The following is a 14,269-nucleotide window of genomic DNA, read 5'->3' on the forward strand; positions in this document are numbered from 1 at the left end:
CCTGCGTTTTTGCTCTTTGTAGGAGCGAGCTTGCTCGCGAACAAACCCCGCTGCAGGGCCGGGGTTCGCGAGCAAGCTCGCTCCTACAGGTACGTGGTCTTACTCGTCCCCCGGCACACCGTAGCTCGGCGCCTTGGTCGGGTCGAGGGCGCGCACCAGGTAGTCCTCCAGTTGCGGCTTGTAGGCCACCCAGAGTTTCTCCAGCTCATCGATGGGCGCTTCGTCCGCCCAGTCGACGCGCAGGTCGACGATCGGCCAGACCAAGTCGCCGACCACCTTCAGCGCCGCCGAATGCACCGGGCCGGCTTCGCCACCGGCGGCCATCGCCGCCTGCATCGCCGCCAGCAGGCGTTCGGCCAGGCATCCGTTGGCGCTCTCGAAGGCCTGGGTCATGGCTTCGATCACCGCCGTGGAGGAGAGCAGGTTGCCTGCTGCCACGCAGTTCTCACCCGCCACGGCGTTGTGCACGCCCAGCGCTTCGCTGCCGGTGAACAGCGCGACCTTGCCGTGCTGGTCGATCACCGTCACCTGGCGGTACTGGCTGTAGCCGTTGCTGGAGAGTGCCTGGTCCAGCGCCGCGCCCGGCTCCAGGCCGGCTTCGAGCCGGTCGAGGATCTGCGGGCCAAGGGCCGGCAGGGTGATGTTCTGCGTAGCCACCGCGCCGACGCCGGCGCGTACCCAGGGGCAGCGGGCGCCCACGGCGATGCTCGAGGAGCTGATGGCGATACCCAGCTGGCCGGTTTCGGCGCAGCGGCCGACGATGGAGAAGGTCATGGTGGCTCCTTGCTTGTTCTGGTAGCTAAAACGACAAAGGGCGATGCGGAAAATCCGCATCGCCTGCACGCTTGAAAGCGTTACGAGCGACAGCCAGGCAAGGCGGGGTTGGGCGAGAAAAGCGGAGTTTGCTGTAGCAAATGAGCATTTTCTCGACCGACCCCAACGCAGCGTGGCCTAGCGCAGTAGCTTTCAGTCCGGAATGACCGCGATGACGTCGATTTCCATCAACCACTGCGGCTGGCCGAGGGCCGAGACCACCAGGCCGGTGGAGATCGGGAACACGCCCTTCAGCCACTTGCCCACTTCCTGGTACACCGGCTCGCGGTAGCGCGGGTCGATCAGGTAGGTGGTGGTCTTGACGATGTGCGACAGGTCGCTGCCGGCTTCTTCCAGCAGTTGCTTGACGTTCTTCATCGCCTGTTCGGCCTGGGCACGCGGGTCACCGAGGCCCACCAGGTTGCCTTCGAAGTCGGTGCCGACCTGGCCGCGCACGTACACGGTGTTGCCGGCGCGCACGGCCTGGCAGAGGTCGTTGTCCAGGGACTGGTTCGGGTAGGTGTCCTTGGTGTTGAACATGCGGATGCGAGTGTGGGTAGGCATCTCTTACTCCCAGGAAGCGGCTTTCTGAACGGAGGCTTCGCGCTGCGAAGCGTCCTGGTATTCGACATAACGGCGTTGGGTGGCGATGTGCCCGGCCACGTGCTTGGCGTCGTGCCACACGCCCCAGATGAACGAGGAGCCACGGCGCGACAGCCACGGCAGGCCGACGAAGTACACGCCCGGCTCGCGGGAGACGCCGCGCTGGTGCTTGGGCTTGCCCTTGTCGTCGAAGGCGTCCACCTGCAGCCAGTTGAAGTCCACGGCGTAGCCGGTGGCCCAGATGATCGAGGTGATGCCGGCCTCGGCGAGGTCCAGCTGGCGGATCGGGTGACGGATGCACTCGGCGTCCGGGTAGACCTTGCGGGCCTCCGGCTCAAGCGGCAGGTCCAGGCCGTTGCGCTCGATGTAGGCGTCGGCGGCGTCCAGCAGGCCAAGGTAGTTGTCGTCGCCGGCCTTCAGGTTGGCCACCAGGTCGTCCTGGAAGGTCACCTTGCCGCCTTCGAAGGACTGGGTCAGGCCGGTCAGGGTGATGCCCTCGTTGGCCAGGCGGCGGAAGTCGATGGTCTCGCCGCCACGGGCACCGCTCACGGCGATGGTCACGTGCTCGCGGCCCGGCTGCACTTCCTCGGCGTCCCACAGGCCGAGCACGCCCAGCCACCAGACGAAGTCGCGGTTGCGGTAGGAGCGCGGCGGACGGTCATGGGCGCCCACGGAGAGGTAGGTCTTCTTGCCGGCGCGGTTCAGCTCGTCGGCGATCTGCACGCCGGAGGAGCCGGCACCGATCACCAGCACCGCGCCCTCGGGCAGTTGCTGCGGGTTGAAGTACTTGGCCGAGTGGATCTGGTACAGGCCTTCGTCCTTCGGTGCGATGGCCGGGATCACCGGGCGCTGGAACGGGCCGGTGGCGGAGACGATGCGCAGGGCCTGCAGCGTGCCCTCGGAGGTTTCCACGGAAAAGCCGGGGCGGCCTTCGTTGCGGGTGACCTTCTTCACTTCCACGCCGGTGCGGATCGGCGCGTTGAACTGCTTGGCGTAGGCGACGAAGTAATCGGCGACCTGCTCCTTGTGCGGGAAGTCGTCCGGGCCGACGGGGAATTCCATGTTCGGGAATCGGTCATGCCAGGCCGGGCCGTTGGCGACCAGCGAGTCCCAGCGGCCGGTGCGCCAGGCTTCGGCGATGCGGCTTTTTTCCAGCACGAGGTGCGGCACGCCCTGCAGGGTCAGGTGCTCGCTCATGGCCACGCCGGCTTGTCCGGCGCCAACGACCAGCGTGTCGATTTCCAGGTTATCAAGCGACTTCTTGCCGAAGGCGCCTGGATTCAGGTCGGTCATGGCTTGCTTCCTCAGACTCTGATCACGTTTGTTCTTGTTGCGGCTAGCGATGAGGTGTTGGCCGCATTCTGTTCAGAGGCTGGGAATAGCGAAATTATGTTTTTTGTAGTCGCAGGCTAGGGAAAAGCTGCACCCACGCAGACCCCGCGGCCCGCGGGCTGCAGAGGTGGGGGTATAGGATTTTTGGTGGCTGGGGCGACAAATTGGATAGGCTGACATTGCCTTGTGCGCTTCGTGGCGGGATGAATTTGAGCGCAGGAGCAATTGTCTTCTTCTGGGCGAGCCCGTGCTGATGCATCCACTCACCCCAGCCCTCGGCTTTGGCGTCCTGCGTCGCTCTACCTCCTGCATCCATGCAGTCGTCTCCCTCGGGGAGAGGGGGCAGTCCGAGCCGACGGGCGCCAGGGTTTCATCCGGCGCCGAACGGTTCCCTCTCCCTCTGGGAGAGGGTCAGGGTGAGGGCCAACCCGAGCGCAGATACATCTCGCAGGAGCGGACTTTGTCCGCGATAGGCCCGCATCGCGCCGGATGCCATCGCGGACGGAGTCCGCTCCGACAAGGGCATCGCGTTCAGCGGCTCTGCGCCACCGCCTCCAGGAACCGCTCCAGCACCAGGTTCGGCCGGCGCCCCTTGCGGGTCACCACGGTCAGCGGGATGTCGTAGTGGAAGCGCTCCGGCCGCAGCGCGCGCAGGCGCCCCTGGGCGACCCAGTCGGCGGCATAGTGGTCGGGCAGGTAGCCGATGTAGCTGCCGGTAAGGATCAGGAAGGCCATGCCCTCGCGATCGGAGGCCGTGGCGCTGCCGGACAGCTCCTGGTGCCGCTCCTGCGCCTCGGCGGGGATGCGGTAGCTCGGCGCCACCGCGTCGCAGGCGTGGATTTCCTCCACCGTGATGCTCGCGTCGTCGCGCTCGAACAGCGGGTGCTCCCGGCTGCAGAACAGCAGCGAGCGCTCCTCATAAAGGGCGGAATACTCCAGCCCCGACAGCGGACTGATGAGCGGCACCACCCCCACGTGCAGGCGGCCGTCGAGCACACCCAGCTCGATCTCGTTGGGCGTGGTCATGCCGATGTTGATCCGCACGCCCGGCCCGCTGGCCTTCAGCGCGCGCAAGGCGTGGGTGATGCGCATCTGCGGCAGGGTTACCAGGTTGTTGATGATGCCGATGTTCAGCTCGCCGCGCAGGTGCTGGTGCAGTTCATTGACCTCCGCGCGGAAACCCTCCAGCGCCGCCAGCAGGGATTGGGTCGCGCGGTACACCTCGCGGCCCTCGTCGGTCAGCGCGAAGCCCGCCCGGCCGCGCTGGCACAGGCGCATCCCCAGGCGCTTCTCCAGGTCGCCCATGTGCAGGCTGATGGCCGAGCGGCTGATGCCCAGCGTGCTTTCCGCAGCCGAGAAACTGCCGCACTCGACGATGGTCTTGAAGATGCGCAGCAGGCGGATCTCGAAGTCGCTGACCTGGCCCAGGGAAGGCGCGCGTTGTTTCGCCATCTTAGTTTTACCAATCCGAAACTGAACGTAAGAAGAATAAGCTTTAACTCACGTTTAGTCAGGCCCAATCTACGAGCATCGCACCAGGCATACTGCGGCCTGCGCGCCCAACAAGACTGTCGTCGAGGACATGCTCCATGAACCAGCACGTGAACGTCACCCCGTCGGTGGCCAGCGAACTGAACCTGAAGGCCCACTGGATGCCCTTCAGCGCCAACCGCAACTTCCACAAGGACCCGCGCATCATCGTCGCCGCCGAAGGCAGCTGGCTGGTGGACGACAAGGGCCGCAAGATCTACGACAGCCTGTCGGGCCTGTGGACCTGCGGCGCCGGTCACTCGCGCAAGGAAATCGCCGACGCGGTCGCCAAGCAGCTGACCACCCTCGACTACTCCCCGGCCTTCCAGTACGGCCACCCGCTGTCCTTCAAGCTGGCTGAAAAAATCACCCAGCTGACCCCCGCTGGCCTGGACCATGTGTTCTTCACCGGCTCGGGCTCCGAGTGCGCCGACACCTCCATCAAGATGGCCCGCGCCTACTGGCGCCTCAAAGGCCAGGCGCAGAAGACCAAGCTGATCGGCCGCGCCCGTGGCTACCACGGCGTGAACGTCGCCGGCACCGCCCTGGGCGGCATTGGCGGCAACCGCAAGATGTTCGGCCAGCTGATGGACGTCGACCACCTGCCGCACACCCTGCAGCCGGGCCTGGCGTTCACCAAGGGCATGGCCGAGACCGGCGGCGTGGAGCTGGCCAACGAACTGCTGAAGCTGATCGAGCTGCATGACGCGTCCAACATCGCCGCGGTCATCGTCGAGCCGATGTCCGGTTCCGCCGGCGTGCTGGTGCCGCCCAAGGGCTACCTGCAGCGCCTGCGCGAAATCTGCGATCAGCACAACATCCTGCTGATCTTCGACGAAGTGATCACCGCCTTCGGCCGCATGGGCAAGCCCACCGGCGCCGAGTTCTTCGGCGTGAAGCCGGACATCATGAATGTCGCCAAGCAGGTCACCAACGGCGCCATCCCCATGGGCGCGGTGATCGCCAGCAGCGAGATCTACAACACCTTCATGGGCCAGAACCTGCCGGAATACGCCGTCGAGTTCGGCCATGGCTACACTTACTCCGCGCACCCGGTCGCCTGCGCCGCCGGTCTCGCCGCGCTGGAGCTGCTGGAGAAGGAAAACCTCATCCAGCAGTCCCTGGAGCTGGCGCCGCACTTCGAGAAGGCCCTGCACGGCCTGAAGGGCGCGAAGAACGTCGTCGACATCCGCAACTGCGGCCTGGCCGGCGCGATCCAGATCGCCGCTCGCGACGGCGACGCCATCGTGCGTCCGTTCGAAGCCAGCATGAAGCTGTGGAAAGAAGGCTTCTACGTGCGCTTCGGCGGCGACACCCTGCAATTCGGCCCGACCTTCAACGCCAAGCCCGAAGACCTGGACCGCCTGTTCAGCGCCGTGGGCGACGCCCTCAACGGGGTCGCGTAAGTGAGCGAGCGTCCGAAGGCCGTCCCGACGGTACAGATCGACAACGACAAGGTCCTGGTCACCGAGTGGCGCTTCGCCCCCGGCGCCGAGACCGGCTGGCACCGCCACGGCATGGAATACGTCGTGGTGCCGGTGACCGGCGGCGAGCTGCTGCTGGAAACCCCCGAGGGCGAGCGGCGCGCGCCGCTGGTCCTGGGCCAGAGCTACACCCGTCAGATCGGTACCGAGCACAACGTGATCAACCCGTGCGATCACGAAGTGGCGTTCATCGAGATCGAGCTCAAGGACGGTCAACCGCACAGCCACTGAGCGCGCGGGCACGCGAGAAGGCATGCCGGGACGAGTCACCTTAGAGTGGCTGCCGGCGGGCCCCACCGCCCACGCCTCACACCGAACAATCCCCTCTCCCTTCAGGGAGAGGGCTAGGGAGAGGGGCTCTCGAAGCCCCTCACCCGAACCACTCAAGCGAGAAGAGACAACCCATGACCATCGTCAAGCACCTGATCGGCGGCGAGATGATCGCCGACACCGGCCGCACCGCCGACGTCTTCAACCCGTCCACCGGCGAAGCCGTGCGCAAGGTTCCGCTGGCCAGCCGCGAAACCGTCCAGCAGGCCATCGACGCCGCCAAGGCCGCCTTCCCCGCCTGGCGCAACACCCCGCCGGCCAAGCGCGCCCAGGTGCTGTTCCGCTTCAAGCAACTGCTCGAAGCCAACGAGCAGCGCATCGTCCAGCTGATCAGCGAAGAACACGGCAAGACCCTCGAAGACGCCGCCGGCGAGCTCAAGCGCGGCATCGAGAACGTCGAGTACGCCACCGCCGCCCCGGAAATCCTCAAGGGCGAATACAGCCGCAACGTCGGCCCGAACATCGACGCCTGGAGCGATTTCCAGCCGATCGGCGTAGTCGCCGGCATCACCCCGTTCAACTTCCCGGCCATGGTGCCGCTGTGGATGTACCCGCTGGCGATTGCCTGCGGCAACACCTTCATCCTCAAGCCGTCCGAGCGTGACCCCAGCTCCACCCTGCTGATCGCCGAACTCTTCGAAGAAGCCGGCCTGCCCAAGGGCGTACTGAACGTGGTGCACGGCGACAAGACCGCCGTGGACGCGCTGATCGAGGCCCCGGAAGTCAAGGCCCTGAGCTTCGTCGGCTCGACTCCGATCGCCGAGTACATCTATTCCGAAGGCACCAAGCGCGGCAAGCGCGTCCAGGCCCTGGGCGGCGCCAAGAACCACGCCGTGCTGATGCCCGACTGCGACCTGGACAACGCCGTCAGCGCCTTGATGGGTGCGGCCTACGGCTCCTGCGGCGAGCGCTGCATGGCCATCTCCGTGGCCGTTTGCGTGGGCGACCAGATCGGCGATGCGCTGGTCGAGAAGATCGTTCCGCAGATCAAGGCCCTGAAGATCGGCGCCGGCACCTCCTGCGGCCTGGACATGGGCCCGCTGGTCACCGGCGCGGCCCAGCAGAAAGTTACCGGCTACATCGACGCCGGCGTCGAGCAGGGCGCGCAACTGCTGGTCGACGGCCGCAACTACAAGGTGGCCGGTCACGAGAACGGCTTCTTCGTCGGCGGCACCCTGTTCGACAAGGTGACCCCGGACATGACCATCTACCAGGAAGAGATCTTCGGCCCGGTGCTGTGCATCGTGCGCGTGAACAGCCTGGAAGAAGCCATGCAGCTGATCAACGACCACGAATACGGCAACGGCACCTGCATCTTCACCCGCGACGGTGAAGCGGCCCGCCTGTTCTGCGACGAGATCGAAGTCGGCATGGTCGGCGTCAACGTCCCGCTGCCGGTACCGGTGGCCTACCACAGCTTCGGCGGCTGGAAGCGTTCGCTGTTCGGCGACCTGCACGCCTACGGTCCGGACGGCGTGCGCTTCTACACCAAGCGCAAGGCCATCACCCAGCGCTGGCCGCAGCGCAAATCGCACGAAGCGGCGCAGTTTGCCTTCCCCAGCAATGGCTGATGGTGAATAAGCGGTAAGAAAAAGGCCGGTCTGATGACCGGCCTTTTTTGTTGCAGACGAAATTGCCAGATGCTCCCGCGCTACCGGGAGCGTGTTCGTAGGATGGCGTGGAGCGTAGCGATACCCATCATTCCCCCGCTTCGAATGCCTCCACCCCTGCCTCACCCCAATTTGCTTTGAGCAGCCCCTCGCGGACATAGCGATGAAACGAAGACCATCGCCAATCGACCACGCGGGTGACATGGCCGTGTTTGCAGGGATTGAAGTGGATGTAATCCACGTGCCGTGTGAAATCGAGGTCATCCCGGATTCGATGTTCCCAGTAGCGCCGTTGCCAGATGCCGCGTTCGCCCTTTGCCTGGCGGCTGCTGGAGACAACTTCTGTTCTGGGGAGCGCTCGTGAAAATGCTGTTTTGATCAGCCGCCAGCGCAGCGCGTAATCGGCGTCGCCTTGCGGCAGGGTGCAGATGGCGTGCAGGTGGTCGGGCAGGATGACGATGGCGTCGATGTGCCAGCGGTGCCGTTGTTGCGTGTAGCGGAAAGCTGAGCGGAGCAGATCGACGTTGTCCAGCAGCAAGCCGGAACGGCGATCAGCCAAGGCGAGGGTGAAGAACCAGGTGGCGCCATCTGTCCTGTCTCGGCGGTATGAGGTCATGGCGCGTCCTCTGGGTAGTCGATGGGTATCGCTGCGCTCCACGCCATCCTACGTCCGAGGTCATGTGTCGCTCTGCGGGAGTCGGCTGAAACCTTCGTAGGATGGGTGGAGCGCAGCGATACCCATAGTCGCGCGCCCTCAGGCTCAATCGAGCATCCGGGAGACTCCCCCCCAGCGCATCCACAGATCGCGCTGCCAGTTCAGCAGCGTCAGGCGGTGGGCATTCCAGGTGAGAAGGGCGCGGCGGGAGCGTTGGACTCCAGGTGCCGCATCGGCGTCAGCCCAAGTGTTTCTTCAGGTAAATCCGCTGATGCCCCGGCGGGCAGTCTTCCAGCACGCCCATGCGTTCGAAGCCCTGTTTCTCGTAGAAGCCGGGGGCCTGGAAGCTGTAGGTGTAGAGGAACAGCCCGACGCAGCCGCGGCGGCGGGCTTCGTCTTCGGCCAGGGCGATGAGCTGGCTGCCCAGGCCGCTGCCGCGCTGGTCGTCCTGCAGCCAGAGGTAGTCGATGTACAGCCAGCCCATGCCGGACTGGCCGAACATGCCGCCGACCACTTCGCCGTCTTCGCTGCGGGCGTAGAGCTCGAAGTCGTCGTAGGTGTTGCTGCGACCCATCTGGCCCAGGTTGTAGGCGAGCAGGCCCTTGACCACGACGTCGCGCGCTTGCGGGTCGATGCCGAGGGTGAAATCGAATTGGCTGTGCATGGTGCCCTCCGGATTGGCGAAGGAGACCAGTCTAGGGAGATGCCGCGACGATGGGTAGGCGCCTTTGGTAGCGGCAGGCGTTCCGGGGCGATGAGTGCGGCGGGTTCAGAGCAGTTCCTTGCGCGTGGTGTTGATCAGTTGCAGCTGTGTGTCTCGGAAGAACAGGTAGCGGTAGGCGCCATTGTTCGGACCGTACATCCAGGTTTCCAGCTGCGGCCGACCGGGGATGAACTTCCCGTCCGGCCCGCGGCGGGGCTGGGTGGGCGGCGTGACCACGCGCTTGTCCGGCTGCCCGCACTTGGCGAGCACCTCGTCCATCGGGTCGCCTTCGTTGATCAGGCTGGTGCCGCAGCGCAGGGTGCCGGCGTGGGCGGTGGCGGCGGTCAGGGTGAGAAGCAGGGCAATCAGCCAGGGGCGCATGAGTCGGTTCCGTTGCGGGTTCTTGCCCCAGTCTTACGCCCCGCCATCGGCTGCTTCATTGCGCTGGTGCAGTCTCAGCGCACCGGGCCGACGTTGCGCACGTAGAGGTCCTTGCCACCGGTGCCGCCGGTGCCGCGCGCCTGCAGTTCGAAGCGTTTGGGGTGGCCCTTGATCAGGTCGCTGAGCTTCTTGAAGCCGTACAGGCGCGGGTCGAAGGCGGGCTGCAGCTTGCTGATGTTCTGCCCCAGGGCGCCCAGTTGCACCCAGTCATCATCGTCGCCATCGATGTCGTCGAGCACCTTGGCGATGAAGTCCAGCGGGACTTTCTGCGACTTGGGTTTGCTGGCCGGCCTGGGGGCTTCGGCGGCGCTCGGGGCAGCGGCCTTGTCGGTGCTCGGCGCGGGATCGGCGGCGGGTTCGGCAGTGGCGCGCAGGATCTCGGTGTAGATGAACTTGTCGCAGGCGGAGACGAAGGGCTTGGGCGTCTTCTCCTCGCCGAAACCGTAGACCGTCAGGCCCTCTTCGCGCAGCCGCGCGGCCAGCCGGGTGAAGTCACTGTCGCTGGAGACCAGGCAGAAACCATCGAAGCGCCGGGTGTAGAGCAGGTCCATGGCGTCGATGATCAGCGCGCTGTCGGTGGCGTTCTTGCCGCTGGTGTAGGCGAACTGCTGCATGGGCTGGATGGAGTGGTCGAGCAGGACCTGTTTCCACTTGCCCAGGTTGGGCTTGGTCCAGTCACCGTAGATGCGTTTGACGCTGGCGACGCCGTATTTGGCGATTTCCTCGAACAACCCCTCGACGATGGCGGCGGGCGCGTTGTCGGCGTCGATCAGGACGGCGAGGTGTGTCTGCTGGCGGGGGACTGGGGTCTTGTTAGCCATGCTGCATCCTTTGCCTGTGGTCCATGGACCTTAAACCGGTTCGCCCCGGGATGCCAATCGCTCAAGCCTGGGCGAACTCGCACTTGTCCCGCCCGCTGCGCTTGGCGTTGAGCAGGGCGGCGTCGGCGCGGCTGAGGGTCTGGGAGTAGCTTTCGCCCGGGTGATGCTCGGCGACGCCGAAGCTGGCGGTGACCGACAGGGCCTCGGTGCCCACGCGCACGGCCAGGCAGCGGATGTCGTTGCGCACGCGCTCGATGATGGCGGCGGCATCGGCCAGGCGGGTGTCGGGAAGGATCAGCAGGAATTCCTCGCCACCCCAGCGGCCGCAGAGGTCGTACTGGCGCAGGGCGGCTTCCATGGCGCGGCCGATCTCCACCAGCACGCGGTCGCCGACTTCGTGGCCCCAGGTGTCGTTGACCTGCTTGAAGCGGTCGACGTCGAGCATTGCCAGCACGTAGGGCTCGCCGTGACGCTGGGCGCGTTCGCTTTCCTCGCGCAGGCGCTCCATCAGCAGGCGGCGGTTGGCGATGCCGGTGAGAGTGTCGTGGGTCGAAGCTTCCTTCAGCGCGATGTTGAGGTCGCGCATCATGTCCTGGTAGCGGTCGGAGATGCGCGCGACCTTTTCCAGCTGGCGCAACTGCTTGTGGTAGCGCTCGGAGAGGGTGCTGGTCTGCTGCCGGGCCATGGACTGGAAGCCGTCGGAGATCCGCGCGATACGCTCCAGGCGCGCGAGCTGGTCGAGGGATTGCTGGTGTTTCAGGTACAGCGCCTCGCGCAGCGGGTGCCCCTCGTACCGTGGGTCGGCCAGCAGTTCGTCGATCAGCAGGTCCAGCTCGCGCTCGCTCGTCATGGCGGTTACTCGTCGTAGGCTTGGATGACGAACGGGAAGGTACAGTCCTCGCGGAACTCTTCGGCCAGTTCGGCGACGCGCTCGTTGCGCCGGTCGTAGTGCCAGGCGACGCGGGTGGTGCGGCCCTGGACGTGGGCTTCCTCGAGCAGATCGAAGATGTCCATCATGGCCTTGATCGAGCTGGTGTTGAGGTACAGCAGGCGCAGGTCGAGTTCCAGCGGGCGCTGTTCCTCGCTGAGGAAGCGCTCGACCCACTCGATGACCTGGCCGAACAGTTCATAGGAGTTCTCCGGGTAGGAGTCGCCCTGCATCGCGAGGATGCCGGCCTGCCAGTCGCCATGGATCTGTGGGGTGGATTGGGTTCCGGTGACGGTGAGATCGCTCATGTCGGGTCTTCCTGAATTTCGCAGTTCAGATCACGGCGCGCACGCTGAAGAAGGCGCGGCCGTCGGGTTGCTCGGTGAGGGAGGTCTTGAGCGGCGCGCTGGATTTGCGCGCGATGTCCAGCAGGCCCAGGCCCGCGCCACTGGAGGCTTCGGCGTCGCGCGGGCGGCGCAGCTGCTCCTTGTAGGCGGCCTTGAGCTGGGCCTTGTCGAGCCCGGCGATGGCGTCGATGCTGCGCACCAGGCCCTGGCCATCGGCCAGCTCCACCAGGTTGCCGGCGGACACCACGTAGTGGCCTTCGTCGTTGCGCGCGATCGCCACGGTGGCAGAGGCCTCCTGCTCGTTGTAGCCGCGCAGGGTGGCGTAGTGGCGGATGTTCTGGGTCATCTCGATGTACACCGCGAACACGTCCATCGCCTCGCTCGGGTGCGCCTGCTCGGCCTGCATGTAGTTGCGCAGCGCGTGGCCGATCTCCTCGATCAGGCTGCGCGAGATGGGGCCGTTGAAGCAGAGCAATATGCGTTGCCGGGTGAAGCTCTCGCGCATGGCCAGCAGATCTAGCGATTCCATGGATTAACCCCTAGTCGAAGCGGAAAGAGAGAATGGTGATGTCGTCGCGCTGCGGCTGCCCGCCCTGGTACTGCGCAAGGGTCGCGGCGAACACCTCGGCCTGCTCGGCCAGCGGCCGGCGTGCGTGGTTGCGCAGCAGGTCGGCGAAGCGGCTGTTGCCGAAGCCGAAGCCGTGCTCGCCGCCGGCCTGGTCGAGGAAGCCGTCGGTGCACAGGTAATAGGTCCAGCCGGCCTGCATCGGGATTTCCACGTCCTGATAGTCGCCCTGGCGCTTGTCGCCGATGGCGCGGCGCGCGCCCTTGTATTCGCGCACGTCGGTGCCGTCGCTGGCGAACAGGGAAATCTTCGCCCCGGAAAAATGCAGCTGTTTGCGCTGGTGGTCGACGCGCACCAGGCCCGCGTCCATGTTGGTGGCCAGCGACCGGGTGAACTCCTGCTGGCCGAGCATGCCGCGCATCACCTGGTCGGTCTCGCGCAGGATGGCGGCCGGGTCGTGGCTCTTCACGCTGTCGATGGCGTGGTCGATGGCGGCGAGGGCGAGCATGGTCATCAGTGCGCCCGGCACGCCGTGGCCGGCGCAGTCGACCACGCCGATCAGGCTGTCCGCCGGGCCCTCGCGGTAGATGTAGAAGTCGCCGCCGACCACGTCGCGCGGTTTCCACAGGACGAAATGGCGCTCTCCCAGTGACGCCTGCAGCTGGCGGTCGGGCAGGATGGCGCGCTGGATCAAGCTGGCGTAGTCGATGGAGTCGCCGATCTTCTTCTGCGCGGCGGCCATCTCGCGGTTGGCCGCCTCCAGCGCCTGGGTGCGCTGCTGGACCTTGTCCTCCAGCTCCTCGGTGTGCCGGCGGACCTGGTCGGCCATGCTGGCGAAGGCGCTGGACAGCTCGCCGATCTCGTCCGGGCGGGTGCGCGGCAGCGGGCTGTCGTACTGCCCGGCGGCGATTGCCTTGGCCGATTGCTTGAGGCCGCGCAGCGGGCGCAGCACCAGCAGGTCGACGGTGTAGGCGAATCCAAGCAAAAGGATTGCCAGCAGCCCGGCGAGGGTGCCCACCAGCGGCCAGATCCAGCGGTTGTCGAGCACCTGCGCGGCGTGCAGGTCGATGGCGCTGAGCACGTGCCAGCGCAGCTGCGGGATGTAGGCGGTGGCGATCAGCTGTTCCTTGCCGTCGAGGGTGCCCCAGAGGGTTTCCACTTCGCCGGGGTTGGCCTCGGCCTGGCGCAGGGTCTGGCGCAGTGCGGTGCGCTCCTGCTCGTTGGCCAGGAGATCGTAGACGTGGTGCTGGGCCTGGCCGCTGGAGCCGGAGGAGAAGGCGATCAGACGGGTGTCCGGGTGGGCCTGGATGGCGCCCTCGGGGTCGACGATCATCGGCGTCACCCCGGCCTCGCGGCGCGAGATGAACTGGTCGAGGAACTCGGTGAGGTCCAGGCCGCCGCCGGCCAGGCCGACTTTCTCGTTGCCGGCGCGCACCACCATGTTGAACCAGACCTTGGTGACCTTCAGCTTGGCGTCGTAGTTGACGTTGATGTTGTAGGGCTCGTCGCGCGCCAGGGTGTCGAAGTACCAGCGGTCCTGCGGGTCGGTGTCGCTCAAGGTGTAGCGCGGGGAGTTGGACAGCGGCGAGCTGGAGTCGTTGAAGTAGTAGTGGCGGGAAGAATCCACCACCACGAAGTAGGAGTAGTTGTGCTGGTCGGCGCGGAAGCCTTCGGCCTCGCGGAAGAACAGCGCGCGGCGGGCGGGGTCGTTCTCCGCCAGCAGCCAGTCCTGGGTCACCACGGACTCGGCCAGGCGCCGCGACAGCGCCAGCTCGCGGATCACCGGCGCGATGATCTTCTGCTGGTTGAGCAGGGTGAAGTTTCTCGCAAAGGCGAGACCGAAATGCGTGCGGATGTCTTCCATGGCCTTCCAGCCCAGCATGACCGCCGGTACCAGCGCCAGGAGACAGGCGATGAGCAATGCCACCACCGATTTGCCGCGCAACCCCCATCTTGCCGCCATGGCTATCTCGATTCCCCGTGCCGCCCGCCGTGTGCCGGTCTTTTGGCGAAAGCTCAATTGTGCAGTTTGTGTACGGGCACAATCAAACCAAATTGACATTGAAACGCCATAATATTGGCGCCATTCAATTGGTCGGGCCGCCAG

The 14,269-nt window shown here is 65.9% G+C and carries 15 protein-coding genes; 3 read left to right on the forward strand and 12 right to left on the reverse strand.

Features of this window, described 5'->3' with window-relative positions:
- Positions 1-99: 99 nt before the first annotated feature.
- The 4 genes from N0B71_RS08950 to N0B71_RS08965 form a co-directional block, all read right to left on the reverse strand.
- Positions 100-774, reverse strand: coding sequence for a DUF1028 domain-containing protein (locus N0B71_RS08950; RefSeq protein ID WP_017517807.1), 675 nt, complete (start codon positions 772-774; stop codon positions 100-102).
- Positions 775-966: 192 nt separating this feature from the next.
- Entirely contained in the window at positions 967-1,377 is a 411-nt protein-coding gene (locus N0B71_RS08955; protein WP_259758411.1) for a RidA family protein, read from the reverse strand.
- Positions 1,378-1,380: 3 nt separating this feature from the next.
- Entirely contained in the window at positions 1,381-2,709 is a 1,329-nt protein-coding gene (locus N0B71_RS08960) for a flavin-containing monooxygenase (protein ID WP_259758412.1), read from the reverse strand.
- A 570-nt stretch (positions 2,710-3,279) separates the two neighbouring features.
- Positions 3,280-4,200: a LysR family transcriptional regulator gene (locus N0B71_RS08965; protein WP_259758414.1), complete on the reverse strand. Its 921-nt coding sequence runs from the start codon at positions 4,198-4,200 to the stop codon at positions 3,280-3,282.
- Positions 4,201-4,337: 137 nt separating this feature from the next.
- Between N0B71_RS08965 and N0B71_RS08970 the strand changes: the two genes are divergently transcribed.
- The 3 genes from N0B71_RS08970 to N0B71_RS08980 all read left to right on the forward strand — a co-directional run bounded on the left by N0B71_RS08970 (position 4,338) and on the right by N0B71_RS08980 (position 7,663).
- Entirely contained in the window at positions 4,338-5,684 is a 1,347-nt protein-coding gene (locus N0B71_RS08970; RefSeq protein ID WP_259758415.1) for an aspartate aminotransferase family protein, read from the forward strand.
- Entirely contained in the window at positions 5,685-5,993 is a 309-nt protein-coding gene (locus N0B71_RS08975; protein WP_259758416.1) for a cupin domain-containing protein, read from the forward strand.
- A 173-nt stretch (positions 5,994-6,166) separates the two neighbouring features.
- Positions 6,167-7,663 (forward strand): CoA-acylating methylmalonate-semialdehyde dehydrogenase, encoded by a 1,497-nt coding sequence (locus N0B71_RS08980; RefSeq protein ID WP_259758418.1) that lies wholly within the window; start codon positions 6,167-6,169, stop codon positions 7,661-7,663.
- Positions 7,664-7,790: 127 nt separating this feature from the next.
- Here the strand turns inward: N0B71_RS08980 and N0B71_RS08985 are convergent, their stop codons facing one another.
- From N0B71_RS08985 to siaA, 8 genes are all read right to left on the reverse strand, one after another.
- On the reverse strand, positions 7,791-8,318 hold the full coding sequence (locus N0B71_RS08985; RefSeq protein WP_259758419.1) for an REP-associated tyrosine transposase: 528 nt from the start codon (positions 8,316-8,318) through the stop codon (positions 7,791-7,793).
- 277 nt (positions 8,319-8,595) lie between these two features.
- Positions 8,596-9,021: a GNAT family N-acetyltransferase gene (locus N0B71_RS08990; protein WP_253441933.1), complete on the reverse strand. Its 426-nt coding sequence runs from the start codon at positions 9,019-9,021 to the stop codon at positions 8,596-8,598.
- 105 nt (positions 9,022-9,126) lie between these two features.
- Entirely contained in the window at positions 9,127-9,441 is a 315-nt protein-coding gene (locus N0B71_RS08995) for a DUF2845 domain-containing protein (RefSeq protein ID WP_259758421.1), read from the reverse strand.
- A 74-nt stretch (positions 9,442-9,515) separates the two neighbouring features.
- The gene (locus N0B71_RS09000; protein WP_259758422.1) at positions 9,516-10,322 is read right to left on the reverse strand and encodes an NYN domain-containing protein; all 807 of its coding nucleotides are present in this window, start codon (positions 10,320-10,322) and stop codon (positions 9,516-9,518) included.
- 61 nt (positions 10,323-10,383) lie between these two features.
- Positions 10,384-11,172, reverse strand: coding sequence for a biofilm regulation diguanylate cyclase SiaD (siaD, locus tag N0B71_RS09005; RefSeq protein WP_259758423.1), 789 nt, complete (start codon positions 11,170-11,172; stop codon positions 10,384-10,386).
- 5 nt (positions 11,173-11,177) lie between these two features.
- Positions 11,178-11,558 carry a biofilm regulation phosphoprotein SiaC gene (gene siaC / locus N0B71_RS09010; RefSeq protein ID WP_259758424.1) on the reverse strand — a complete coding sequence of 127 codons (381 nt, stop codon included), beginning with the start codon at positions 11,556-11,558 and terminating at the stop codon, positions 11,178-11,180.
- 25 nt (positions 11,559-11,583) lie between these two features.
- Positions 11,584-12,126 (reverse strand): biofilm regulation protein kinase SiaB, encoded by a 543-nt coding sequence (siaB, locus tag N0B71_RS09015; RefSeq protein ID WP_259758425.1) that lies wholly within the window; start codon positions 12,124-12,126, stop codon positions 11,584-11,586.
- A gap of 10 nt (positions 12,127-12,136) precedes the next feature.
- Positions 12,137-14,125, reverse strand: a complete 1,989-nt coding sequence (gene siaA, locus N0B71_RS09020) for a biofilm regulation protein phosphatase SiaA (RefSeq protein WP_259758427.1) — start codon at positions 14,123-14,125, stop codon at positions 12,137-12,139.
- Positions 14,126-14,269: the final 144 nt, after the last annotated feature.

It is taken from the genome of Pseudomonas sp. GCEP-101 (genome assembly GCF_025133575.1).
GTDB classification, from domain to species: domain Bacteria; phylum Pseudomonadota; class Gammaproteobacteria; order Pseudomonadales; family Pseudomonadaceae; genus Pseudomonas; species Pseudomonas nitroreducens_B.